This is a genomic window from Leucobacter chromiiresistens, from assembly GCF_001477055.1.
GTDB lineage: Bacteria > Actinomycetota > Actinomycetes > Actinomycetales > Microbacteriaceae > Leucobacter > Leucobacter chromiiresistens_A.
The window spans coordinates 1-24,065 of record NZ_LDRK01000087.1 but is presented as its reverse complement, the minus strand read 5'-3'; the positions used below and the strand labels follow the sequence as shown (position 1 = coordinate 24,065).

General features: G+C 70.9%; 26 protein-coding genes, 1 tRNA gene and 1 pseudogene. 18 read left to right on the top strand and 10 right to left on the bottom strand.

Translation table 11 applies throughout. The annotated features are described in order from the left end of the window. Together NS354_RS10725 and NS354_RS10720 are read right to left on the bottom strand one after the other, a co-directional pair. On the bottom strand, positions 1-1,190 hold a 1,190-nt coding region (locus tag NS354_RS10725), incomplete at its 3' end, for a helicase-associated domain-containing protein (protein WP_193750766.1). A 13-nt stretch (positions 1,191-1,203) separates the two neighbouring features. After that, entirely contained in the window at positions 1,204-1,470 is a 267-nt protein-coding gene (locus NS354_RS10720) for a hypothetical protein (protein WP_082678034.1), read from the bottom strand. A 139-nt stretch (positions 1,471-1,609) separates the two neighbouring features. Between NS354_RS10720 and NS354_RS10715 the strand changes: the two genes are divergently transcribed. Both NS354_RS10715 and NS354_RS10710 read left to right on the top strand, forming a co-directional pair. Beyond that, positions 1,610-1,987, top strand: coding sequence for a cold-shock protein (locus NS354_RS10715; RefSeq protein WP_058594477.1), 378 nt, complete (start codon positions 1,610-1,612; stop codon positions 1,985-1,987). Further along, entirely contained in the window at positions 1,980-2,660 is a 681-nt protein-coding gene (locus tag NS354_RS10710; protein ID WP_058594476.1) for a DUF3027 domain-containing protein, read from the top strand. Before NS354_RS10715 ends, NS354_RS10710 begins: the two co-directional genes overlap by 8 nt. Before the next feature lie 262 nt (positions 2,661-2,922). Here the strand turns inward: NS354_RS10710 and serC are convergent, their stop codons facing one another. Further along, positions 2,923-4,041 (bottom strand): phosphoserine transaminase, encoded by a 1,119-nt coding sequence (gene serC / locus NS354_RS10705; protein ID WP_058594475.1) that lies wholly within the window; start codon positions 4,039-4,041, stop codon positions 2,923-2,925. Between the two features lie 87 nt (positions 4,042-4,128). On the opposite strand from serC, the gene NS354_RS10700 reads away from it, so the two are divergent. The 4 genes from NS354_RS10700 (at position 4,129) to NS354_RS10685 (ending at position 7,438) form a co-directional block, all read left to right on the top strand. Beyond that, positions 4,129-4,821, top strand: a complete 693-nt coding sequence (locus tag NS354_RS10700) for a metal-dependent transcriptional regulator (RefSeq protein WP_058594474.1) — start codon at positions 4,129-4,131, stop codon at positions 4,819-4,821. A gap of 35 nt (positions 4,822-4,856) precedes the next feature. Then, on the top strand, positions 4,857-6,203 hold the full coding sequence (gdhA, locus tag NS354_RS10695) for an NADP-specific glutamate dehydrogenase (RefSeq protein ID WP_430736004.1): 1,347 nt from the start codon (positions 4,857-4,859) through the stop codon (positions 6,201-6,203). Between the two features lie 277 nt (positions 6,204-6,480). Then, complete coding sequence (locus tag NS354_RS10690; RefSeq protein ID WP_153002189.1) at positions 6,481-7,152, top strand: NlpC/P60 family protein; 672 nt, start codon at positions 6,481-6,483, stop codon at positions 7,150-7,152. Between the two features lie 213 nt (positions 7,153-7,365). Next, positions 7,366-7,438: transfer RNA gene (locus NS354_RS10685), tRNA-Arg, on the top strand. A 94-nt stretch (positions 7,439-7,532) separates the two neighbouring features. Here the strand turns inward: NS354_RS10685 and NS354_RS10680 are convergent. The 4 genes from NS354_RS10680 to NS354_RS10665 all read right to left on the bottom strand — a co-directional run bounded on the left by NS354_RS10680 (position 7,533) and on the right by NS354_RS10665 (position 9,638). Further along, entirely contained in the window at positions 7,533-7,766 is a 234-nt protein-coding gene (locus tag NS354_RS10680) for a hypothetical protein (RefSeq protein ID WP_058594471.1), read from the bottom strand. A gap of 450 nt (positions 7,767-8,216) precedes the next feature. Continuing rightward, the gene (locus NS354_RS10675; RefSeq protein ID WP_058594470.1) at positions 8,217-8,708 is read right to left on the bottom strand and encodes a BLUF domain-containing protein; all 492 of its coding nucleotides are present in this window, start codon (positions 8,706-8,708) and stop codon (positions 8,217-8,219) included. Next, a complete protein-coding gene (locus NS354_RS13420) occupies positions 8,701-8,964 on the bottom strand; it encodes a hypothetical protein (RefSeq protein WP_058594469.1) in 264 nt (87 codons plus the stop codon). Before NS354_RS13420 ends, NS354_RS10675 begins: the two co-directional genes overlap by 8 nt. 98 nt (positions 8,965-9,062) lie before the next feature. Continuing rightward, positions 9,063-9,638, bottom strand: a complete 576-nt coding sequence (locus tag NS354_RS10665) for a TetR/AcrR family transcriptional regulator (protein WP_058594468.1) — start codon at positions 9,636-9,638, stop codon at positions 9,063-9,065. An 88-nt stretch (positions 9,639-9,726) separates the two neighbouring features. Between NS354_RS10665 and NS354_RS10660 the strand changes: the two genes are divergently transcribed. Beyond that, positions 9,727-10,569, top strand: a complete 843-nt coding sequence (locus NS354_RS10660) for an alpha/beta fold hydrolase (RefSeq protein WP_058594467.1) — start codon at positions 9,727-9,729, stop codon at positions 10,567-10,569. Between the two features lie 82 nt (positions 10,570-10,651). Here the strand turns inward: NS354_RS10660 and NS354_RS10655 are convergent, their stop codons facing one another. Beyond that, complete coding sequence (locus NS354_RS10655) at positions 10,652-11,209, bottom strand: hypothetical protein (protein WP_058594480.1); 558 nt, start codon at positions 11,207-11,209, stop codon at positions 10,652-10,654. A 46-nt stretch (positions 11,210-11,255) separates the two neighbouring features. On the opposite strand from NS354_RS10655, the gene NS354_RS13900 reads away from it, so the two are divergent. The 8 genes from NS354_RS13900 to NS354_RS10615 all read left to right on the top strand — a co-directional run bounded on the left by NS354_RS13900 (position 11,256) and on the right by NS354_RS10615 (position 20,908). After that, on the top strand, positions 11,256-12,218 hold the full coding sequence (locus tag NS354_RS13900; protein ID WP_193750765.1) for an EamA family transporter: 963 nt from the start codon (positions 11,256-11,258) through the stop codon (positions 12,216-12,218). 32 nt (positions 12,219-12,250) lie between these two features. Next, positions 12,251-13,030 carry a CYTH domain-containing protein gene (locus NS354_RS10645; RefSeq protein WP_058594466.1) on the top strand — a complete coding sequence of 260 codons (780 nt, stop codon included), beginning with the start codon at positions 12,251-12,253 and terminating at the stop codon, positions 13,028-13,030. Next, positions 13,027-13,245 (top strand): hypothetical protein, encoded by a 219-nt coding sequence (locus NS354_RS10640; protein WP_010156249.1) that lies wholly within the window; start codon positions 13,027-13,029, stop codon positions 13,243-13,245. Before NS354_RS10645 ends, NS354_RS10640 begins: the two co-directional genes overlap by 4 nt. 201 nt (positions 13,246-13,446) lie before the next feature. Then, positions 13,447-14,871: an NAD(P)/FAD-dependent oxidoreductase gene (locus NS354_RS10635; protein ID WP_058594479.1), complete on the top strand. Its 1,425-nt coding sequence runs from the start codon at positions 13,447-13,449 to the stop codon at positions 14,869-14,871. Beyond that, on the top strand, positions 14,868-15,257 hold the full coding sequence (locus NS354_RS10630; RefSeq protein WP_058594465.1) for a cupin domain-containing protein: 390 nt from the start codon (positions 14,868-14,870) through the stop codon (positions 15,255-15,257). The genes NS354_RS10635 and NS354_RS10630 overlap by 4 nt, the downstream gene beginning before the upstream one ends. Before the next feature lie 179 nt (positions 15,258-15,436). Further along, entirely contained in the window at positions 15,437-16,777 is a 1,341-nt protein-coding gene (locus tag NS354_RS10625; RefSeq protein ID WP_058594464.1) for a uracil-xanthine permease family protein, read from the top strand. Positions 16,778-17,060: 283 nt separating this feature from the next. Next, on the top strand, positions 17,061-20,693 hold the full coding sequence (locus NS354_RS10620) for an AAA family ATPase (RefSeq protein WP_241490491.1): 3,633 nt from the start codon (positions 17,061-17,063) through the stop codon (positions 20,691-20,693). After that, positions 20,690-20,908, top strand: a complete 219-nt coding sequence (locus NS354_RS10615; RefSeq protein WP_058594462.1) for a hypothetical protein — start codon at positions 20,690-20,692, stop codon at positions 20,906-20,908. Before NS354_RS10620 ends, NS354_RS10615 begins: the two co-directional genes overlap by 4 nt. A 19-nt stretch (positions 20,909-20,927) precedes the next feature. On the opposite strand, the gene NS354_RS10610 is transcribed toward NS354_RS10615, so the two are convergent. Continuing rightward, positions 20,928-21,233, bottom strand: a complete 306-nt coding sequence (locus NS354_RS10610; RefSeq protein WP_058594461.1) for an FmdB family zinc ribbon protein — start codon at positions 21,231-21,233, stop codon at positions 20,928-20,930. A 49-nt stretch (positions 21,234-21,282) separates the two neighbouring features. After that, positions 21,283-21,876, bottom strand: a complete 594-nt coding sequence (locus tag NS354_RS10605; protein WP_058594460.1) for a 5-formyltetrahydrofolate cyclo-ligase — start codon at positions 21,874-21,876, stop codon at positions 21,283-21,285. A 75-nt stretch (positions 21,877-21,951) separates the two neighbouring features. Here NS354_RS10605 and galU point away from each other — a divergent pair, with 75 nt between their 5' ends. The 3 genes and pseudogenes from galU to NS354_RS10590 all read left to right on the top strand — a co-directional run. Continuing rightward, a complete protein-coding gene (galU, locus tag NS354_RS10600) occupies positions 21,952-22,881 on the top strand; it encodes a UTP--glucose-1-phosphate uridylyltransferase GalU (RefSeq protein ID WP_058594459.1) in 930 nt (309 codons plus the stop codon). A 5-nt stretch (positions 22,882-22,886) separates the two neighbouring features. Then, positions 22,887-23,495, top strand: coding sequence for a GNAT family N-acetyltransferase (locus tag NS354_RS10595; RefSeq protein WP_058594458.1), 609 nt, complete (start codon positions 22,887-22,889; stop codon positions 23,493-23,495). Between the two features lie 127 nt (positions 23,496-23,622). Further along, positions 23,623-24,065, top strand: a pseudogene (locus tag NS354_RS10590) (hypothetical protein); the annotation flags it as partial.

The following is a 24,065-nucleotide window of genomic DNA, read 5'->3' as shown; positions in this document are numbered from 1 at the left end:
CGCGCGAACGCGTCGCGCGCCGTGGCGGGGGTGAGGCCCCGCTCGTACGCGCCGGCGATGGAGGCCTCGCTGATGCGGCGGGTCGAGGCGACCCCGATGTGCTCGGGCCGGGCGAGCGCCACTAGCACCTCCTCGTCGCGGGGCGGCAGCGGTCCGGGGACGACGACGCTGAGGTCGGGCTGCACGTAGACGCCCGCAGCCGTCGCGGGCATGGCGGCGGCCACATCGGCGGAGATGTCGGCGGCGTCGTCGGTGCCGGCGGCGTCGCCCCCGGCGAGCAGCGCGTCGGCGACGTCGGTGCAGCGGCCCGCGACGGTGAGACCGAGATACTCGGCGAGCCGCGCGAAATCGGCGACTGCTGCGAGGTCGGCAGCGGGGAGCAGGGGATACTCCTCGGGCACCGATGCGGCGAGCGCCCGCACATCGCATCGAGGTCGAGCCGCAGCCGACCACTCGGCGCGCAGCGGGGCCGGCATCTCCCGCAGCGCGGCCCGGGCGAGCGCGATCCAGCGCTCGACGTGGCCGCGGCCGAGCCAGGCACCGGAGCCGGATGCGGCGATGAGGAGCTGGTCGTCGACGAGCGCGGTGATGAGGTCCGCGCGCAGCAGCGCGGCGAGCGCGAGCGCCACCTCGTCGGGCTCGATCGCCGTGGCCTCCGCCAAGTGCTTCACGGTGGCGACGGCGATGCTGCCCGACCGGTTGAGCTTGCCGGGGCGGTCGCGCAGCATGCGCAGGCACTCGGCCGCCTGCCCCACCGCGGTGAGGGCCGAGGTGAACCAGACGCTCGTATCGACGTCCTCGTCATCATCGGCCACGGGGCCGGACGGCAACAGGTCGGCCGCGCGCCGCGCGTCATCCGATCCGGCCGAGGCCAGCGCCTCGTCGAGCACGGCTTCGACCTCGGGCAGCGCGATGGCCGCATCCCCGTCCCGGCCGAGCAGTCCGAGTCCCCGGAGCTGCTCGATGCGGGCCGCGTCGGCGGAGCGCGGATCGCGCACCGCGGCCAGCTGCGCGCGATCGAGCGGCGCGAGCGCGCGGGTGATCGAGTCGGGCTTCAGGAGCTCCGACGCGAGCCCGATCGGATCGGTGATGCTCGCGTGCGCATGCGGCCGCCGGGCGCGGACCAGAGCCGCGAGGGTGTCGCGATCCATCTCCGCGATGGCGGAGGCGAGCGCGAGTGTGCCGCTCATCAGCGCGTCCGACCTAGCGGCCGGAGAGCTTCCGGGTTTCCGTGCGGCGGCGGCGCTGGGTCAGGATCAGCAGTGCGATCAGCAGCACGAAGCCGATCGGCAGACCGATCATCGAGATGCCGTACACGAGGGGCCAGAGACCCTCGGCGAGGGCGAAGCGATCGTTCATCCCCACGATGAGGGTCGCGAAGAAGGAGAGGAGCGCCAGCGCGATGATGGAGAGCGACGCGTAGGCGAGGATCCGCTCGAGGATCGACGGGGTGCTGGGTTCAGGGGACATCCGCTCCATTTTATCGGCATCCCGGCTCCGCGCGAGAGCAAGTTCCCCCGCTAGAATTGGCTGAATGCTCGGGGAGCGCGCTCGCGAACGAGCGCGCGGGCTCCGCGGCGCATCACGAGGAGACGGAGGGGAACGAGGCATGCCGAACGGCAAGGTCAGGTTCTATGACGAGGCGAAGGGCTTCGGGTTCATCCAGGGGGATGACGGCGCGCAGGTGTACCTGCACGCGTCGGTCGTGCCGGAGGACGCCGACATCCAGGCCGGAACGCGTCTGGAGTACAGCGTCGCCGAAGGGCGGCGCGGCCCGCAGGCGCTCTCCGTGCAGGTGCTCGACACCCCGCGCCTCGCGAAGCGCAGCCGCAAGTCGGCCGACGAGATGGCGGTGATCATCGAGGATCTGGTCAAGCTGCTCGACGGGCTCGGCGAGCGTTTGAAGCACGGGCAGTACCCCGAGCGCTCGCAGTCGCGCAAGGTCGCGACGATGCTGCGGCGGGTGGCGGATGATTTCGATGTCTGAGACCGAGCTCTCGCCCGACGCCGTCCTGCTCGCCGCGCGCGACCAGGCGCGCGCCGCCCTGGCGGAGATCACCGACCCCGCGATGATCGGCGCCGACGCGGGATACGAGGTCGAAGAGCCCCGCGTGCTCACGCTGCTCTTCGAGTGCCGTCTGGCGGGCTACCCCGGATGGCGGTGGGCGGCGACCCTCGCCCGCACGAGCGACGACGCCCCGGTGACGGTGCTCGAGGTGGAGCTGCTCCCCGGGCCCGACTCGGTGATCGCCCCCGACTGGGTGCCCTGGTCCGAGCGTCTCGCGCAGTACCGCGAGGGGCACGCCAAGCAGGCGGATTCGTCGGGGGAGGCGGACGACGAGGCGGCGGACGCCGAGGACGACGAGCTCGAGAACGATTTCGAGGACGACCTCGACGGCGTCGACCTCGACGAGGACGGCGACGCGTTCGACGGCGATTCGGACGACGACGATTCGGATGGCGACTCCGATGACGACGACTCGGACGGCGATGATTCGGACGACGACGATTCCGATGACGAGGACGACTCCGAGGACGAGGACATCGACGACGACTCCGACGACGCCGAGCTCTTCGACGAGGACACCGATGACGTCGACGACGAGTCGGACGACGACTCCGAAGACGACGACTCCGAAGACGACGACTCCGAGGAGTAGCCGCCCCCGCCGCGCGCGGAATACGTAGATCTCCCGGATCCGGTTCCGCGCGCCGCTGCATATCGTGGGTGCAGGGCCGGGGCGTCCGGGGCCTTCCTCCCGACGGGCGCCCCGGAACAGAAGCGGATGCGCGTCGCGATCGCTGCGGCGATGCCCGGGCGCTCGCGACCCCCGCTTCCCGTCGGGCCCGGAGCTTACCCCCTAGGCGCCCGGGCCCGACGGCCCGCCCCGCACGGGCGGGCCGTCCCGGCGCCGCTCGCGCTCAGCCGAGGCGCTCGAGCACGTAGTCGATGGAGGCCACGAGAGCGCGCACGTCGTCGGGCTCGATCGCGGTGAAGGTCGCGATCCGCAACTGGTTGCGGCCGAGCTTGCGGTACGGCTCCGTATCGACGACGCCGTTGGCGCGCAGCGCGCTCGAGATGGCTGCAGCATCGACGGAGTCGTCGAAGTCGATCGTGACGACGACCTGCGAGCGATGATCCGGGTCCGAGACGAAGGGCGTGGCGACCGCCGTGCGCTCGGCCCATTCGTACAGCACACCCGACGACTCGGCCGTGCGGGCGGCGGCCCACGACAGCCCGCCGTTGGCGTTGATCCAGCGCACCTGCTCGTCCATCATGCCGAGCGTCGCGAGCGCCGGGGTGTTGAGCGTCTGGTTCTTCCGAGAGTTCTCCACCGCCCCCGCGAGGTTCAGGGTCTCCGGAATGTAGCGGCCCGAGGCGGCGACCCGCTCGATGCGCTCGATCGCGGCAGGCGAGACCAGCGCGAACCAGATGCCGCCATCCGAGGCGAAGTTCTTCTGCGGGGAGAAGTAGTAGACGTCCACCTGGTCGGCGTCGAAGTCGATGCCGCCGGCGCCGCTCGTCGCATCGACCACAGTGAGCGCACCCGCATCTCCCGCCACGCGACGGACGGGAGCCATCACGCCCGTCGAGGTCTCGTTGTGCGGGTAGGCGTACACATCGACGCCCGCGACCGGCTCCGCCGTCGAGCGCGAACCGGCATCGGCCGCTCGCACATCGGGCTCCTCGAGGAAGGGAGCCGCGCCCGCCGCCTTCGCGAACTTCGCGCCGAACTCGCCGAACGTGAGGTGCTGACTGCGGTGCTCGATGAGCGAGTGCACAGCCGAATCCCAGAACGTCGTGGCACCGCCGTTCGCGAGCAGGATCTCGTAGCCCTCGGGCGCCCGGAACAGCTCGGCGAGGCCGGAGCGCACGCTCCCCACCAGGTCCTTCACCGGCGCCTGACGGTGCGACGTGCCCAGAACGCGCGGCTGCAGCGAGCCGAGGAAGGCGAGCTGCTCGTCTCGCACCTTCGACGGGCCGCAGCCGAAGCGGCCGTCGGCGGGCAGAAGCTCAGTGGGGATCGTGATATCAGCCATGAGCGCAATTGTATCGAGCGCAGACAGCCGGACCGCGTCGCGGGGTCGCGATGGCCTAAGCTGGACGACGGACCCGAAAGGACGGCGATGACGGATCTGATCGACACGACCGAGATGTATCTCCGCACGATTCTGGAGCTCGAGGAGGAGGGGATCGTCCCCCTGCGCGCTCGGATCTCCGAGCGCCTCGGTCACTCGGGGCCCACCGTATCGCAGACCGTCGGACGCATGGAGCGCGACGGCCTCGTCGTGGTCACCGATGATCGCCGCCTCGCACTCACCGTCGACGGCCGCAGCAAGGCGATCCACGTGATGCGCAAGCACCGCCTCGCGGAGCGTCTGCTCGCCGACGTGATCGGCCTCGAGTGGGCCTACGTGCACGAGGAGGCGTGCCGCTGGGAGCACGTGATGAGCGAGCAGGTCGAGCGCAAGCTCCTCGGCATCCTCGGCAATCCCACCGAATCGCCCTACGGCAACCCCATTCCGGGTCTCGACGAGCTCGGCGCCGTGCGCGCCGGCTCGTTCCAGACCGGGGTGACGGGGCTCACCGAGCTGCTCATCGATCCCGACGCCGTGGTCGTCGCACGCATCAAGCGGCTCGCCGAGCCGCTGCAGGTCGATCCCGAACTGCTCGAGCAGCTCGCCGCGGCCGGGGTGCTCCCGGGCAAGCGGGCGTCGTTCAGCCGCAGCGGGCACATCGTGCACGTCGAGGTCGAGGGATCGAGCGAAGCGATCGATCTGCCGAGCGAGGTCGCCGCCCACATCTTCGTCTCGCAGTAGCGAACAACGCAGTACCCGAGGAGCCGACATTGCCGTTGCTGACACCCGACGCCCACCTGCGAGACATCGCCGACACCGTAGCGCGTCGCAGCGCGGCCGAGCCCGAGTTCCAGCAGGCCGTGCGCGAGGTGCTCGAGACTCTGGAGCCCGTGCTCGCCGAGCACCCGGAATACATCGAGGCCGGCATTCTGGAGCGCCTCGTCGAGCCCGAGCGGCAGCTGATCTTCCGGGTGCCCTGGACCGACGACACCGGGCGCGTGCGGGTGAACCGCGGCTACCGCGTCCAGTTCAACTCGGCGCTCGGCCCCTATAAAGGGGGGCTCCGCTTCCACCCGAGCGTGAACCTGTCGGTCGTGAAGTTCCTGGGGTTCGAGCAGATCTTCAAGAACGCGCTCACGTCGCAGCGCATCGGCGGCGGCAAGGGCGGATCGGACTTCGACCCGAGCGACAAGAGCGATGCCGAGGTGATGCGGTTCTGCCAGAGCTTCATGACGGAGCTCGTGCACCACATCGGCGAGCACACCGACATCCCCGCCGGAGACATCGGCGTCGGCGGTCGCGAGATCGGCTACCTCTTCGGGCAGTACCGGCGCATCACGCAGCGCTACGAGGCGGGCGTGCTGACCGGCAAGGGCATCGGCTGGGGCGGGGCGGAGGTGCGCACCGAGGCCACCGGCTACGGGGCGGTGTTCTTCGCCGAGGAGATGCTGCTGCGCGCCGGGCAGGGGATCGACGGGCGCCGCGCCATCGTCTCGGGCTCGGGCAACGTCGCGACCTACGCCATCGAGAAGATCCAGCAGCTCGGCGGCACGGCCGTGACGGCATCCGACTCGAGCGGGTACATCGTCGACGAGCGGGGCATCGACGTCGAACTGCTCAAGCAGGTCAAAGAGGTGGAGCGCGCCCGCATCTCCGCGTACGCCGAGCGCCGCCCGGGCGCGCACTTCGTCGCATCGGGCTCGGTGTGGGACGTGCCGGGGGAGATCGCATTCCCGTGCGCCACCCAGAACGAACTCGACGGCGACCATGCGCGCACACTCATCGCCGGCGGCCTGCGCGCGGTCGCCGAAGGTGCGAACATGCCCGCAACCCCGGAAGCGGTCGCCCGTTTCCGCGAGGCCGGCGTGCTCTTCGCCCCGGGTAAGGCGGCGAACGCCGGCGGGGTGGCGACCTCTGCACTCGAGATGAGCCAGAACGCGGCCCGTTCTCGGTGGGATCGGGACAAGAGCGAGTCGCGGCTCCGAGACATCATGCGCGACGTGCACGCCTCGACCTACGCCGCCTCGGAGCGGTACGGGCGGCCCGGGGACTACGTGCTCGGAGCGAACTCCGCGGCGTTCGAGACGGTCGCGCACGCGATGCTCGCGCAGGGAGTGATCTGAGGCGTGATCGCTCGGCATCGAGATATTTCGCGGCGGCTGCAGGCGAGTCCGGGCGCATGTTTCAGCGGTACTTGAAGGTTTCGTGACCCGAGCGTGACATATTCGTGATGTTCGGTTACGCTTTAACGGTCGCGGCCCGCAGGGGCTGCACCTGACGCAGACACCAGTTGGCAACAGTAAGGCAGATATACACGTGACTCAGCACTCCAGCACGGACATCGTGCTTCCGAGCGAGCTCGTCGGACGCACTCCGTCGCGAGCGAAGCGGATCGTACAGATGGCCGGCGCAGCTGCACTGAGCCTGGGCATGGTCGGCACGTTCTCCATCCCGGCGTACGCGACGAACGAGACGCCCGCCGGTGTCAACGAGGTTCCCGACGGGTTCCTGGCCGCGCAGTCGCTTCAGACGAGCACTGCCGCGCCGGTGGCGAACGTCGTCGTCGACGCCGAGGGCAGCGAAGCCACTGCGGTCGCCGCCGAGAAGAAGGCAGCCGCTGACGAGGCGAAGGCCGAGCAGCTCGCCGAGCAGCAGGCTGCAAACGCCGCAGCTCCTGCCGAGGGCGGCGCACCCGCCGCGGCGGGCGAGGCGCCCGAGGCTCCGCAGGAGGGCGACGTTCCTCCCGGAAGCGGCGCACAGGGCATCGTCGACGCGGCGCTCGCGCAGCTCGGCGTCAACCAGGACTGCACCGCGCTCGTCGAGAAGTCGCTGCGCGCCGTGGGCATCCCCGCGGGCGACCTCGGCACGCAGGTGCACGAGTACACCGCACTCGGCGGAACGGTCGTCACGAGCGGCAACTACGCTCCCGGCGACATCCTCGTCTTCCCGGGCCAGCACGTCGGCGTCTACATCGGCAACGGCCAGGCCGTGCACGGCGGCTGGGGCGGCACGACCCGCATCGGCCCGATCGCTCCCGGCGGCGAGACCGGCCTGACGGTGGTCCGCTTCTAACCCTCACGGGTGCACGCGCTCAAGCGGGCGGGGTTTCGACCCCGCCCGCTTTCGCGTTCCCGCCCCGCCGACCCTAAATTGTGCGAGCGGGGTCACTTCTCGTGGGTGTCGCACTGTCGACACGCACGGAAAGCGACCCGGCTCGGGCCGGGTGCGGGCGAGGAGGGTAGGGGTGGTGCGCTAGACTCGCATGGGCCGGTCGACCGGCCCCGCGCCCCGGTAGCTCAGTGGATAGAGCACTTCTCTCCTAAAGAAGGTGTCGGAGGTTCGATTCCTCTCCGGGGCACCCTTTTACGGCGCACAGCGCACAGCGCACAGCCCGCGTCGTGCGGCGCGCACGACGCGGCACGCAGAAGCCGGCGGGTTGCGCGAACTCGCGCCTACTCCTCGGCGTCCGGGTCGGCCGCGCCGGTGCGGCGACGCGCAGAGTGAGCGATCACGCCGCCCAGTATCCCGAACGTGAGGCCGAGGGAGATCCACAAGCCGATATTCCCCGTCAGCGTGCCGATGATCACGCCGGCGATCAGCCCGAACGGGACGCCGTACGCGATGAAGTTGGCGAGCTTCTCGTCGCTCTGCGACGATGCGCCGTCGTGGTCCTCGTGCTCCGCCATGCATCGAGCGTATCCCGCGGGGCGCGCCGTTTCCACTGCGAGGTTCCCGTGGGCACTCGGAGCGGCTCTGCGGGCTCGCGGTCCGAGAGTGCGAGCTCGCGCCCCTGTCGCTGAGCGCGGTTCCGCCGCCCGCGCCGCCCGCGCCACCCGCGCCGCCCGCGCCCGCACCACCCGCGCGAAACCGAGGGTCTGCATTGATCGCGAGGGAATCGGAGCGTCAGAAATCCTCACTCTCACGCGAACCCCTCCTTCTCGCGCGAAGCCCACCGCGAAGCCGCACGCGAAGCCCACCGCGAAGCCCCGCGGGAAGCCCCAGCGCACAGCCGCCGCGCGAAGCCTCAGCGCGAAGCCCCCGCGCGCAGCCGCCGCGCACCGCCCCGGGGCAGGCGCGAGAATGACGCAGCCCCTCCGTGCCGAGGCGCGAAGGGGCTGCGTGCGGATGCGTACAGGTCAGGCAGCGACCTCGTTCCGCTTCGCGGCGCGCACTCGGAACCACAGCGCGAGCTCTTTCGCAGCGCGGCCGGTCGTGAGGGCGTCGGGGGACTCCGCGATGTCGGCGAACGAGTCGCGGAAGCCGGGGAGCGCCGCTGACGTCTGGTTCTTCATCGGATGGTAGCCCATGGTCCACTCGTCGAACTGCCGCTCGAGCGTCAACTCGTCGATGAGGATGCGCACGTTGGTGTGGCGGACGTCGCGGCGGATGGTCTCCATGAGGGCGTCGACCGCCTCCGGCGGGCCCTCGAGGAACTGGATGAACTGGTCGTTCTTGTACAGCAGGATGCCGGTGATGTCGACCGACTGGTTGTGCTGTCGCGCCTGCACCAGGAGCTGATCGAGGTCGTCCTGGTAGAAGCGGGTGACCGCCTCGCTCGAATAGACGAGGGAGCGCAGTGCGCCTTCGGGGAGGGAAATGCTTCCCGTGGCGGGATGTGACTCAGGCAATGCTGGCTGCCCCTTCCTCTGATGGCTGCAGGGTTTCGAGTGCGTGCATCGCCTCGGCGAGCGAGGCGAACTCGCCGACCGGTCGCGAGTACATGTCGCAGACGACGTTTCTCGTATCGTGTTCGACATCGATGTATCCGAGGAACTCGCCGCCTCGGCTGCCGACGTAGAAGCCGTGTTCTACCTCCGCCCAGACGACGTCGGTGTTCGGGGGACTGATCGTGCTCATGTCTGAGCCTTCCTGCGACGTGTTCATCGGCTCCAAGCTGAGGCCGCGCACGGCGCCCGAAGCGCCGCAGCCGCCCGACAAGTGTATCGGTCGGTGACGACAGCGTCCGTAGGAGTGCAGAATTGTCAGGCGCTGCCCGACTTCGCCGCCGTATGGGCGATGAGTACTTCGGCAGCGTCGCGCGCGTGACGCGCGGCCGCGGGGTCGTCGCCGATGGCGGCGGTGCTCTGCGCGCCCTCGGCGAGGATCGCAAGCTGCGCGGCGAGCGACTCGGTGCCGCCGGCTGCGCGCACCAGCTGCGACATGCAGCGCTGGAACGACGCCTTGTGATCCTGCACGATCTCGGCCACATGGGCGTGCGTTCCGCCGAGCTCTCCGAATGCGTTGATGAAGGCGCAGCCGCGGAACGCGGGATCGCGGAACCAGCCATCGAGGTAGTCGAACACGGCGAGCAGCCGGTCGCGGGTGCTCGGCCCGGCTGCGTCGACCCGCTGCGAGAGGCCCTGCTCCCATTCCCGGTGCCGGCGTGCGAGCACCTCCGTGATCACGGCGTCTTTGGAGGGGAAGAGTGCGTAGAGACGGCGGAGGGAGACGCCGGCGCTCGAGCGCACCTCGTCCATGCCCACAGCGGAGAAGCCCTTGCGGTAGTAGAGATCTTCCGCTGCGCTCGCGATGCGCTCCCGTGCCTCGTCGTCGTCCATGCGCACAGTCTACTTGACAGAGAACGCGCGTTCTCGTACAGTGAACCACGAGTGAGAACGATCGTTCTCGCCAGGAGAGGAGCACATCATGGGCTACATCACCGTCGGCACCGAGAACAGCGCACCCATTGAGCTGTACTACGAGGATCAGGGCAGCGGGCAGCCCGTCGTCCTCATCCACGGCTATCCCTTGAACGGCCACAGCTGGGAGCGCCAGACCCGCGAGCTCCTCGCCTCCGGCTACCGCGTCATCACCTACGACCGCCGCGGATTCGGCAACTCGTCGAAGGTGCATGCGGGCTACGACTACGACACCTTCGCGGCCGACCTCAACACCGTGCTCGAGACCCTCGACCTGCGCGACGTCGTGCTCGTCGGCTTCTCGATGGGGACCGGCGAACTCGCGCGCTACGTCGGAACGTACGGCCACGAGCGCGTCGCGAAGCTCGCGTTCCTCGCCTCGCTCGAGCCGTTTCTCGTGCAGACCGACGACAACGCGGAGGGCGTGCCGCAGAGCGTCTTCGACGGGATCGCCGAGTCGGCGCGGGCGGATCGCTACGCCTGGTACACGCAGTTCTTCTCCGACTTCTACAACCTCGACGACACGCTCGGCTCCCGCATCAGCCAGGAGGCCGTGACCGCGAGCTGGAACGTGGCCACCTCGAGCGCCCCGGTCGCCGCGTACGCCGTCGTGCCCACCTGGATCGAGGACTTCCGCGGAGACGTCGACGCGGTGCGCGAGAGCGGCAAGCCGACTCTCATCCTGCACGGCACCGCAGACAACATCCTCCCCATCGACGCGACCGCGCGTCGCTTCTCGAAGCTCGTGCCGAATGCCGAGTACGTCGAGGTCGAGGGCGCGCCGCACGGCCTGCTGTGGACTCACGCCGATGAGGTCAACGAGGCGCTCGCCGCCTTCCTCGCGAAGTAGGTGCCGGCGACCCCGCGGAGCCGGAGCGGTGGCGCGCGCAGAACCGGAGCGGTGGCGCGCGCAGAGCCGGAGCGCTAGCGGATCACTCCCCGCTGAACGGCGGGGAGATCAGCAGTTCCGCCCGCTCCGCGAGGAACGACGCGAGGGTCGGCGCGCCCGTGAGGGGTGCGCCGTCCCTCCAGCGCACCCGCACCTCGCCGGCGTCGAACCCGACCGGTCCGGCGCCGGCGAGCGCGGCCCGCGTCGCGGCCGAAGCTCCGTCGAGCGGAATGGGGCGAGCGTCGTAGTTCACCGCGTCGCCGATCGCGTACCCGCCGCGCAGGGCCGCGGCTGCGATCTCCCGTCGCTCTTCGCGCGAAGCCGACTGGTAGCCGGGGCGCCCCCGCTCGGCGGCGCGCGTCGCGTGCCCCAGTTCGGACAACTCGCCGGATGCGGTGAGCAGCAGCGATCCGACGCGCCACACCTCGCCGACGGGCCGCATGACGGCCGGTCGCATCACCAGGAAGCGGCGCCGGGGCGCGACGTACTCGGCCAGGAACTCGCGCGCCACCCCGGCGGCGTCGAGGCGCGCGGCGGTCTCCCGGCACGCGTCGCGAGCGCGGCTCACTGCCGCTGCGAAGTCTTCGGGCGTCTCGGGCACCCGCACAGTGTAACGCCGGCCCCGCGCACGCACTAAGCTCGGTCTGATGAGCTCCGTGCACGTCGCCCACCGATTCAGCCGCGGAGCGATCGTGCGCGCGATGCTGCTGGTGCTCGTCGGCGCGACCGGGGTGCAGCTGTCGGCAGTCTTCGCGGTCGGCCTCTTCGAGCCGCTCGGCGTGCTCGGCACGAGTTCGCTGCGCCTCGCCATCGCCGCGCTCATCCTGGTCGCGCTCTTCCGGCCGAAGCTGCGCGGTCGGTCGCGGGCCGAGTGGCTCGGCATCGTGCTCTACGGGGTCGCCATGGCCACGATGAACGCGATGCTCTATCTCGCCGTCGATCGGCTGCCGCTCGGGATCGCCACCACGCTCGACTTCCTCGGGCCGTGCGCGGTGGCGCTGTTCGCGTCGCGCCGAGCGCGGGAGGGGCTGCTCGCGGTCGTGGCGCTGCTGGGGGTAGCGCTCATCGCGGGGTTCGGCGGGCCGCTCGACCCCCTCGGCATCGTCTTCGGGCTGCTCGCGGGTGCCTCGTTCGGGCTGTACACCCTGCTCGCCGCCCGGGTGGGCCACGCCAGCGGCGGCCTGCAGGGCGTCGCACTGTCGGTGGTCGTCGCCGCGATCCTCACCCTGCCGTTCTCGGTGCCCGCCGTGCCGCTCATCGCCCCGCCGCACCTGCTCCCGCTGATCGCGTCGGCGCTGCTCGGCACCGCCCTGGCGTTCACGGTCGACACGCTCGCGGGGCGACTCACCTCGGCGCGCGTGCTCGGCGTCTTCTTCGCGTTCGACCCCGTCGTCGGAACGATCGTCGGAGCCCTCTTGCTGAGCCAGGTGCTCACTCCGGCGGCGCTCGTCGGCGTGATGCTCGTGGTGCTCGCCGGTGCGGGCATCGTCTGGTCCGCGGGAGCGGACGCGGGCTCGGGAGCGGGCGGAGGCGGGAGCGGTGACGGGGCGGACGGCGGTGCCGCCACCGGGACGCCCGGGCCGCCCGGGCCGCCCCGACCCGCTCCCTGAGCCGCAGACCACGATCGGCGTACACTGGTCGGATGAGTGAGAACGCGGGCCGGCAGTCGCTCGAGATCGAGCGCAAGTACGAGGTCGCGGCGGATCTGCCGCTGCCGCCCGACTCCGCCTTCGCCGAGACGGGACTCACCGCCGCTTCGCCGATCACGTACGAGCTCTCGGCCGTCTACTTCGACACGAGCGACGCGGATCTCGCGCGTCGCGGCCTCGCGCTGCGGGTGCGGCACGGCGGGTCAGATGCGGGGTGGCATCTGAAGGAGCGCGGCGCGTCGGAGGTGCAGGAGCTCTTCTGGCCGCTGGACGACGCGATGCCCGACGGGGTGCGGGCCGAGCTGCGGGCCCGGATCGGCGGAGCCGCCGACGCGGTCGCGCCGATCGCCGAGCTCAGCACGGAGCGCACCGTCGTCGTGCTCGCGGATGCCGCGGGGGCGGAGCTCGTCGAATTGGCGGACGATCGGGTCGAGGCGTTCGATCGCGTCACCGGCGTGGCTCGCGCCTGGCGCGAGTGGGAGGCCGAGCTGCTGCCCGGCGCACCGCGCGCGGCGCTCGACCTGGTGGAGCCGGTGCTGCGGGCCGCGGGCGCCGAACCGTCGCTGAGCGTGGCGAAGATCGCGCGAGCAACGGGACGGCTCGTCGACGCGGCGAGACGCTCGGGCGCCGAACCGGAGCGGATCGCGGCGCTCGAGGCGCTCGACGCCTCGGATCGGGCTGCCGCGGATGCGGCGTCCGCCGAGGGCGCCGCCGCCGAGAGCCCCGCTGGGAGCGCCGCCGCGGAGCGGCGCACGGAAGGAGATGCGCAGTGAGCCGGAGATCGACCCCCCGAGATCGGAGTACGCCTCCGTCGGAGCCGCCGTCGCCGCAGGCTCGGCGGAAGCAGATCATCGTCGGTCTCGTCATGGGGGCGATCATGGGCGTGGTGCTCGGGGCGCTCACCCAGTTCTGGCTCTGGCTCCCCGCGGGTCTCGCGATGGGGCTCGCCACCGGCGCCATCATGAAGCCGCCGAGCGACCAGCGCTGAGTGGTCCCGCCGTCGCTCTCGCGTCGAGCGATGCGCGTCGGGAGGTCTGCTGATTCCGCAGAGATTCCGCCTGAAGATTTGCGGATTCGGCGGCCGATTCGCGATGCAGTGTTCGATCGCGTGGATTATCGGCGATTCTGATGGTGTACACGGCAGCACGAATGTGCGAGGATCGTGACGGACATCGAGGACGAGGAACCCATGCACCCCACCATTTTCGAAACCCAGGCTCCCGCAGACGACGTGATCGACGCGTCGCTCGCCGGCACGAAGCTCTCCTGCTTCTGGACCGACGACGTCGCGGCGCAGGCGCCCCACCACCCCGAGCTCAGCGGGGACCAGCAAGTCGACGACGCCGTCGTCGGCGGCGGCTTCTCGGGGCTCTGGACGGCGATCAAGCTGAAGACGGAGCACCCCGACCGCCGCGTCGTGCTCGTCGAAGCCGTGCGCATCGGCTGGGCGGCGTCGGGCCGCAACGGCGGGTTCTGCGAGGCGAGCATCACGCACGGCGAGCCGAACGCGGAATCGCGGTGGCCCGACGAGACCGGCACGCTGCGCCGCATCGGCTACGAGAACCTCGACGCGATCGAGCGCTTCATCACCGAGCACGGCCTCGACGTCGACTTCGAGCGCAACGGCGCACTGTCGGTCGCGAACGAGCCCTACCAGGTCGACTGGCTCGGGGAGAGCGAGGACGAGCACGTGGTCACGCTCGACCGCGACGCCCTGCAGCGGCGCATCGCCTCGCCCACGTTCCTCGGCGGCGAGTTCTCGCCGCGGGAGAACGCGAACATCCACCCGGCCAAGCTGGCGCTCGAGCTGGCGCGCCACGCCGCCGAGATCGGCGTCGAGATCTACGAGGGCTCGCCCGTGCAGAAGCTGGACGGCTCGGCGGAGGAGCCGATCCGCCTCACCATCGCGAACGGCAGCACGCTCATCGCGGAGCGCGTGGCGCTCTGCACCAACGTGTTCCCCTCGCTCCTGAAGCGCTACCGCTTCCACACCATCCCGGTGTACGACTACGTGCTGATGACGGAGCCCCTCACCGACGAGCAGCTGGCGTCGATCGGCTGGGAGGGCCGCGAGGGCCTCTCGGACCTCGCGAACCAGTTCCACTACTCGCGGCTCACGAAGGACAACCGCATCCTCTGGGGAGGCTACGACGCGGTCTACCACGCGGGCGGCCGCATCAAGCGCGAGTACGAGGACCGGATGGAGAGCCACCGCAAGCTGGCGAGCCACTTCTTCACGACCTTCCCGCAGCTCGCGGGCGTCAAGTTCTCGCACCGCTGGGCGGGCGCCATCGACTCGAGCACTCGCTTCTGCGCGTTCTTCGGGCAGGCGCACGGCGGCCGTGTGCAGTACGTCTCAGGGTTCACCGGTCTCGGCGTGGGCGCCACGCACTTCGCCGCCGACGTGATGGTCGACCGGTTCGAGGGCCGTGCGACGGAGCGCACCGAGCTCGAGATGGTGCGGCAGATGCCGCTGCCCTTCCCGCCCGAGCCCGCCGCCTCGATCGGGGTCAATCTCTTCCGCTGGTCGTTCGACCGCGCCGACCACAACGGGGGCAAGCGCAACCTGTTCCTCAAGACCATGGACGCCGTCGGCTTCGGGTTCGACTCGTGAGCGGCCTGCTGCCCGAGGGGCGCAACCTCGCCGTGAGCGGCACCGGGACCGACGTCGAGCTCGAAGCGGTCGATCCCGCCGACACCGTCTCCGGGAACCCGGTGCAGGGGATCGCGGATCTCGGGGGCATCGGCGGAGCCGAGCTCGGCATCTGGGAGCTGCGCAGCGGCACCGTCACCGACACCGAGGTCGACGAGCTCTTCATCGTGCTCAGCGGCTCCGCCTCGATCGAGCTGCTCGACGTGCCGGGCGAACCCGATGCGGCTGGCCGCGTCGTGGAGGTCGCCGCCGGCGACGTCATGCGGCTGGTCGCGGGCACCCGCACGCGGTGGACGGTGGACGATCACATCCGCAAGGTCTACGTCGCAGAGGCCGAGGGCGACTGACCCGGAGTTCGCCGGGCGACTGATCCGGTCGGCGCGGCCGTCGCGCTCGAGGGCGGCGGATCCGGTCGCCGCGGCCGTGGCGACCGGGCGCCCGCCGAGCACTAAGATATGAGCTTGGCTGTGCGCTCGAAGGGGTGGCTGCGCGGCACGTCGCGATCCGGAACCCCCGAGGAGCACCGATGGCACTGACCTGGAAGCAGCACGGCGACGGAACGCGCGTCGCGCCGGAGGCGATCGTGCTGCCCGAGGAGCGGCTGAGCTGGCTGCGCACCGTCGGCTTCGGCGCCCAGCACGTCGTGGCCATGTTCGGCGCCACCTTCCTCGTTCCGCTGCTCACCGGCTTCAGCCCGACCGCGACGCTGTTCTTCTCGGGGCTCGGCACACTGCTCTTCCTGCTGATCACCGGCAACCGGCTGCCCAGTTATCTCGGGTCCTCCTTCGCCTTCATCGCCCCCATCCTCGCGGCGACCGCGGGAGGCGATCCCGAGAACCCCGACCTCGGCCGCGCATCGTTCGGCATCCTCGCGATCGGCGTGCTCATGGCCATCGTCGGCCTCATCGTGCACCGCTTCGGATCGGGGTGGATCAACGCGCTCATGCCCCCGGTGGTCATGGGCGCGATCGTCGCCCTCATCGGCTTCAACCTCGCGCCAGCTGTGAAGAACAACTGGAACGCGACGGAGCTCTCGGGGTGGGTCGCGCTCATCACGATCACCGCGGTGCTGCTCATCACCGTGCTCTTCCGCGGACTGCTCGGGCGGCTCTCGATCGTGCTCGGCATGGCGGTCGGCTACGTCTCGGCCGCGCTCATGGGCGAGGTCGACCTCTCGAAGGTCGGCGACGCGCCCTGGCTGGGTCTGCCCGCCTTCCACGCCGTCGGCAATCCGTTCGCCGACCCGACGCTGTGGGGTCTGCTCCCCGCCTTCCTCCCCGTCGTGCTCGTGCTGATCGCCGAGAACGTCGGCCACGTGAAGAGCGTCGGCCTCATGGTGCGGCGGGATCTCGATCCGCTCACGGGCCGCGCGCTCCTCGCCGACGGCGTCTCGACCATGCTCGCGGGCTTCGGGGGCGGATCGGGCACGACCACCTACGGCGAGAACATCGGCGTGATGGCCGCCACGCGCGTCTACTCGACCGCCGCCTACTGGGTGGCCGGCCTCTTCGCCGTGCTGCTCAGCTTCTCGCCGAAGGTCGGCGAGCTGATCTTCTCGGTGCCCTCCGGCGTGCTCGCCGGGGTGACGGTCGCCCTGTACGGTCTCATCGGGCTGATCGGCGTCAAGATCTGGATCGACAACGGCGTCGACTTCTCGAAGCCGATCAACCAGTTCTCGGCGGCCGTGCCGCTCATCGTCGGCATCGCCGACTTCACGCTGCAGATCGGGTCGGTGCTCTTCAACGGCATCGCGCTCGGCACGATTGCAGCCGTCGTCGTCTACCACCTCATGCGAGGGCTCGCGAAGCTCCGGGGCGGCGAGGTGCAGGTGGCCGACCCCGTGGTCACGGGCGCCTCGCGCGACTGAGCGGGGCGACGCGCCGCGAAACTCCGGGAAATCAGCGCTGATTCCCGGGAGTTCTGCGTAGGGTGGCGGTGTGTGGAGTGTAGATCGGTTACGGCGACCCGAAAAGGGCCGCGGCGCGGAGAGCGCCGAGTCGTCTTCCACGCGCGCGAACGGCGTGGGAGCGGAAGCGGGCGCGGATACCCGGGCGGCCGCTCAGCAGCCGCAGAACGAGGGGGCGCTCGCCAAGGCGCCCGCGCAGGCGCCCCGCGATGAACCCGATCTGGCAGCCGATTTGAGCGGGCCCGTGTCTCTGGTCGACGCCTACGCCGACGAGCACGCCGATTGGCGGCGCGAACTCGCGAGCATCGGCGGGCGCAACCCGCTGCTGCACTTCGACGACCGCCCGGCGAATCGCATCGAGCTCTCCACGACTCACCCGGGCGGGCTGCCGCAGTTCATCACCGGCAACAAGATCCTCCTCTCGGCGCTCATCCGCGACGATCTCGCTCTGCGCCACGCGCGAGCGGCGGCGGGCCGAGTCACCGACAAGGCCATCGAAATGCGCACCGTGCGCGGGCTCGAGACCGTCAACCTGGGCGTCGGCATTGCCAAGTGGGAGTACGAGGGCGAGGAGTTCTGCGCTCCCGTGCTGCTGCGCCCCCTCGCCATCCGCCGCTACGGCCGCGACTTCGAGCTCAAGCTCAAGCAGTTCCCGGTCGTCAACTCCGAGCTCATCCGTGCGATGCGCGAGCAGTTCGGCATCAGCGTCGACGCGCGAACGCTCATCGAGCTGTCGCAGTCGGAGGGCGTGTTCAAGCCGCAACCCGTGATCGACCGTCTGCGGCAGATGGCCGCGGGCGTCCCCGGGTTCGTCGTGCAGCCCCGCCTCGTGGTCTCGTCGTTCCACAACGTGGCGCAGTCGATGGTGGCCGATGCGAAGGAGCTCACCTCTCCCGTGCTCGCGGCCGTCTGCGGCAACGAGCCGGCGAAGCGGCAGCTCGCGGCGGCGTACCGTCCGGTCACGGCCACCCCGCCCGACGAGCGCTCGCCCGACACGGATCGGACGCTCTACGACGCGGACGCCGAGCAGGACGACGTGCTCGCGCAGATCGACGCCGGCCACTCGCTGGTCGTGCACACGCTGCCCGGCACGGGCGGCACGCAGACCGTCGTCAACGCGATCGGCAACCTCGTGCGCGCCGGCAAGCGCGTACTCGTGGTCTCGCCGCGCCGCGCCACGCTCGACGGCATCGCGCACCGGTTGACGCGCGCGGGTCTCGCGGGCATGGCGGTGAGCCCCCGTCGCCTGCGCCGAAACCTGGTCGAGTCGATCAGCCGCAACGAGAACGCCCGCACGGAGCAGCTGCGCGACGTCGACGAGGCGCTCGTGCGCTTGCGCGGCGTGCTGCTCGACTATCAGGCGGCGCTCTCGGCCCCCGATGAGCGATTCGGCGTCTCGCCGCTCGACGCGCTGCGCAAGCTCACCGCGCTCTCGCTCGAGGAGCGCCCGCCGAGCACCACGGTGCGGCTCGATGACCAGGCCCTCGGGCAGCTCACGCTCGACCGCACGTCGGTCGCCGAGGCGCTGACCGAGGTCGCCCGTCTCGGTCAGTTCCAGTACGGGCCCGAGGATTCGCCGTGGTACGGCGTCAGCTTCGCGACGACGGAGGAGGCGCGCTCCGCGTACGGCACCGCCGTCGATCTCGCCGAGTCGCAGCTGCCGCGCCTGATCTCGATGTCGAACGAGCTCGTGGGCCAGACCTCGATGCGCCCCTACGAGACCATCGCCGAGCTCGGGGTGTACCTGCGCCTGCTCATGGGCATCCGCGAGACGCTCGACCGTTTCACGCCCGAAGTGTACGACCGCTCGCTCACCGAGGTCATCGCCGCGCACGCTCCCCGGGGCGACGACGAGATGTCGGCCGCCAACAAGCGCCGGCTGCGCAAGCTCGCCCGCGAATACGTGCGCCCCGGCGTCCACATCTCGGACATGTACTCCCGTCTGGTGCAGATTCAGCAGCAGCGCGTGCTCTGGCAGCGGTACACCACCGTCGTCGGCGCGCGCCCCGAGGTGCCGCTCGGCATCTCCGACGTGGTGGTCGCCTTCCAGTCGGCGTATCAGGATCTCGATGCGCTCGACCGGGTGCTCGGCACGACATCGGACGCGGATCGGCTGAAGACGCAGACCCTGTCGCGTCTCGCCAGCCGCATCTCCGATCTCGCCCGCGAGTCGGAGGTGCTGCAGAACATCCAGGAGCGCACGGCGATCGTCGAGCGCATGCGCTCGGCGCACCTCGAGCCCCTGCTCGACGACCTCTCGGCGCGCCACGTGCCGGCCGAGGACGTCGCCGACGAGCTGGAGCTCGCCTGGTGGCAGTCGGTGCTCGAGCGCATGCTGCAGAGCAACGAGGCGCTGCTGAGCGCGAACACGAGCGTGATCGAACGGCTGGAGGCCGACTTCCGGCTCGTCGACGATGCGCACGCGGGCGCCAACGGCGCGCTGCTGGCGGCGTCGCTCTCCGACGCGTGGCGCATCGCGGTGCTCGACTACAAGCAGGAGGCGCTCGCCATGCGCGAGGCGCTGCGCAGCGGGTACGTGTCGCCGCAGTCGCTCGCGCAGCGCGCGCCGAACCTGCTCGGGGTGCTGGCGCCGGTGTGGGCGATGTCGCCCTACGAGGTTGCGATGCTGCCCGACACGATGCGCTTCGACGCCGTACTCGTGGTCGACGCGGGGGCGACGACCCTCGCCGAGAACCTCGGCGCGATCCGCCGTGCCGAGCAGGTCGTCGCGTTCGGCGACACCATGACGCAGACGCCGTCGCACTTCGACATCGCCGTGGGCGCATCCGACGAGGATCGCGAGACGGTCGACGCCGACGCGCTGCACCGCAGCTCCGCGTTCGCGCAGCTCGGGGGCGTGCTGCCCACGTTGACGCTGACGCGCAGCTACCGGGCGGGCGGCGAGGACCTGACCAATCTCGTGAACACCCGCTTCTACGGCGGGGCGATCCAGTCGCTGCCGTGGGCCGGCAGCTTCCTGCAGCACTCGAGCCTGACGTACGAGTTCGTGCGCGGCGGGCAGGGGCTGCCCGACCAGCAGACCGGTGCGGTGGAGAGCACCGACGCCGAGGTGGAGCGCGTCGTGCAGCTCGTGCTGCAGCACGCGAGCGACCGGTCGAGCGAATCGCTCATGGTGATCACGGCGAGCGAGCGCCACGCCGTGCGCGTGTACCAGGCGGTGCTGCAGGCGTTCTCCAAGTTCCCGCAGTACCGCGACTTCCTGCTGGGTGAGCGGGCTGAGCCGTTCGCGGTGCTCACGCTCGAGCAGGCGACCGCGCAGAGCCGCGACCGCGTGATCTTCTCGATCGGGTTCGGCCGCACCCCGCACGGTCGCGTGCTCTCGAACTTCGGCGGCCTCGGCCGGCCGGGCGGAGAGCGCCTCCTCGCCGTCGCCATGACGCGCGCGCGCCGGGCGATGACGATCGTCAGCTGCTTCAAACCGGAGGATCTCGACCGTGCGCGCATCAAGCACGGCGTCGTCGAGCTCGCCGAGCTGCTGGCGTTCGAGCATCCGGAACCCACGACGCCGTCGCTGCCGGCGGAGCGCGATCCGATGCTCGGGGAGCTCGCGGACCGGCTCGAAGCGCTCGGCCTCACGGTCGCGATGGACTACCGCGGCGCGATTCCGCTGGCTGCGTCGCTCGACGATCGTGCGATCGCGATCGATCTCGATCTCGGGGCCTCCGGCGAGTACCGCGGCGACAGCCTGCGCGACACGCTGCGGCTGCGGCCGGCCGTGCTGCGCCGTCTGGGCTGGCACTACCACCGGGTGCAGAGCTTCGACCTCTTCGCCGATCCGGACGAGGTGGCGCTCCGCATCGCCCGCATCGTCGGGTACGACGCGGGGGAGGGCGCGGCCGCACCGGGCCGCGGATGAGCGCTCACGAGGAGGATCAGCCGCGCCGTCGCCGGCCCCGGCGCGCGACCCGGCCCGCAGCTCCCGGAGTCGACGAGCACCCCTCGGTGCATCCGCTGACCGGGCGCGCCGCCGAGGATCGGCCGGAGGGATGGGGCGGGCAGGCCCCCGCGCTCGGAACCGCTTCCGCGCACGACGAGGCGCTGAAGCGGGATCGGCCCCCGCACTGGGCGTAGGCGCTGCGGGGAAGGCCAGTCAGCTCGCAGACGATCCCGATGACGAGCTCGACCCGGAGCTCGAGGAGCCGGAGCTGGAGCCGGAGGAGCCCGTTCCCGTCGATCCGGATCCCGACTGCGATGCCGATCCGGATCCCGCTCCGCCCGACAACCGCGAGTCGGTGCGGTAGAAGCCCGACCCGTTGAAGGTGACCCCCAGCGAGCCGAAGACCTTGCGCAGGGTGCCGCCGCACTCGGGGCACTCGGTCAGCGATGCGTCGGAGAACGCCTGGTAGATGTCGAAGGCGTGGCCGCAGTCGGAGCAGCGGTAAGCGTACGTAGGCACAAGCACCCATGATACCCGGTCGGGTCGAGCAGCGGCGCGGGCGCCCGGGCTACCGCTCGCCGTCGGGAGCGAAGCGGAGCACGCGCGAGGCGGTGACGGCGCCCGTCACCGGAACGTCGTGGGCGTCGCGGGGCAACGAGGCGTACACGTCCTCATCATCGACCACGGCGTAGACCGGCGGCCTCCGGTCGAGCGATCCGAGCATCCGGTCGTAGTAGCCGAGTCCCCAGCCGAGCCGGGTGCCCGACGCATCGACCGCGCACGCCGGCACGATGAGCAGGTCGACCTCGGCCGCGGCCCCGGTCTCCAGCCGGGGTCCGCCCGGCTCCGGGATCCCGTGCAGGCCCTCGACGTGCGCACCCGTGTCGACCGCCCACGCGATGCGGTGCCCGGGCAGCGAGACGGGCAGTAGCACGCGCACCCCCGTCTCGTGCGCCCAGCGCAGAAAGCCGTTCACGTCGGGTTCGCCGGTGAGGGGTGCGTAGGCCGTCACGGATCGCGCGCCGTGCGCCGAGACGAGGCCGATGAGCTGCTCCGCGAGCCCCGCGCCGCGCCGCGCGCGCTCCGCCGCCGACCGGCCCAGTCGGCGGGCCCGCACCGCCGATCGCACCGCGATCTTCTCCGAGCGGGCGTCCCGAGCCATAGCACCCAGCATAGGTGCGACGCGAGCCCATCCGCATGACTTTGCTGCCTCAGGCGCAAAGGATAGGCTGACGTTATGACTGAGAAGCACGCGACCCAGAGCCGTTCGGTGACGAAGGCCGTTGTGCCGGCCGCGGGGCTCGGCACCCGCTTCCTCCCGGCCACGAAGGCGATGCCCAAGGAGATGCTCCCCATCGTCGACAAGCCCGCGATCCAGTACGTGGTCGAGGAGGCCGCGTCGGCCGGGCTCGGCGATGTGCTGATCATCACGGGCCGCAACAAGGACAATCTGCTCAACCACTTCGACAGCGTTCCCGAGCTCGAGTACTCGCTCGAGCGCAAGGGCGACGAGGGCAAGCTCGACAAGGTGCGCGAGTCGAGCGAGGTCGCCGAGGTCCACTTCCTGCGCCAGGGCCAGCCGCTCGGGCTCGGGCACGCGGTCGGCCGGGCCCGCTGCCACGTCGGCGACGAGTCGTTCGCGGTGCTGCTCGGCGACGACCTCATCGATCCCCGCGACCCGCTGCTCGACCGCATGATCGCCGAGCACGACGCGCGCGGCGCCACCGTCATCGCGCTCATGGAGGTGCCCCGCGAATCGGTGCACCTGTACGGCTGCGCATCGGTCGAGGAGACCGACGACCCCGACGTCGTGCGCATCACCGGCCTCGTCGAGAAGCCGTCGGCCGAGGAGGCGCCCTCGAACCTCGCCATCATCGGCCGCTACGTGCTGCGGCCCGAGATCTTCGACGTGATCGACGAACTTCCGCCCGGGCGCGGCGGGGAGATCCAGCTCACCGACGGCCTCAACCACCTGGCCGAGGGCAAGGGCGAGGGCCCGGTCTACGGCGTCGTCTTCCGCGGGCGGCGCTACGACACGGGCGACCGCGCCGACTGGATCAAGGCGAACGTGCTGCTCGGCGTCGACCACGACGAGCTGGGCGAGGAGATCTCCGACTGGATCGTCGACTTCGCGGATCGCCTCCGCGAGCAGCGCTCCGAGGGCTGAAACCGGTGCCGCTCGGCCGCGAGATCGACGACCCGGGAACGCTCTCGGCCGGTCGGGTGGCCGTGCGGATCATCCGGTGGTCGGACGCCGAGCCGCTGCGCGCGCTGCTGACCGAGAACCGCTCGTGGCTGCAGCGCTGGGAGGCGACGCACCCCTCGGGCCGCAGCGTGGTGCCCGGTTCGGTGTCGATGCGGCCGATGGTGCGCACCCTGCGCAAGCAGCTGCGCGCCGGGAGCGGTATGCCCTTCGTCGTGCTCTACGACGGGGCCGTGGTCGGCCAGCTCAGCGTCTCCGAGATCAGCGGCGGCGCCCTGCAGTCGTCGCAGATCGGCTACTGGGTCTCCGAGCACGTCGCGGGCCGTGGCGTCACCACCACCGCCGCGGCACTCGTCATCGACCACCTCTTCGGGGCGCTCGGCCTGCACCGCGTCGAGGTGTGCATCAGGCCCGAGAACGACGCCTCGCTCCGCGTCGTGGCGAAGCTCGGGCTGCGGCATGAGGGATCGCGCACCGACTACATCCACATCGACGGCGCCTGGCGCGATCACGAGGTCTTCGTCGCGCTGCGCGGAGAGACCCCGTCGGGGTACGTGGCGCGGCTGGCGCAGCGCTGATCCCGTCGCCCCCGACGGCGTGCTCGCGCGCCCGCCGCTGCCGACCCCGATCGGCCGGGAGCTCATTTGATCGGGATCGCGGCGCGCCGGAGTCGGCGCTCCTCGCGCACGCCGTACAGTGATCCCCATGACTGGCGGCGTACTGGGCGGAGGCGTGATCTTCGTGATCGCCGCGCTGCTGTGGGGCGCCGTGCTCGTGCCCAACTGGGCGAGGCGCCGCGAGTTCCGCGCCGCCGAGAAGAACGCGCTCCGGCTGCAGCGCACGCTGCGTCTCCTGGCCGAGACCACGGAGGTGCCGCAGGAGGTGCGTCTCGAGGCGACGGCTCGCGAGGCGCTCGCGCATGAGCGGCTGCTGCGGAGCGCGCAGAAGCGTCAGGACGCGGAGCGTCGAGCCGCGCTCGCAGAAGCGGAGGCAGAACAGGTGCGTGCGGAGATTCGCGCTCGACAGATGCAGCGCAAGCAGGCGGCGGTCGAGCGTTCGGCGAAACTGCGCAGGCCGGTGGCGCGGCGCGTGCGCGCGACCGCGGCGCTCGGAGCGCTGCTCGGACTTGTGGGGCTGCTCGTCGGGGC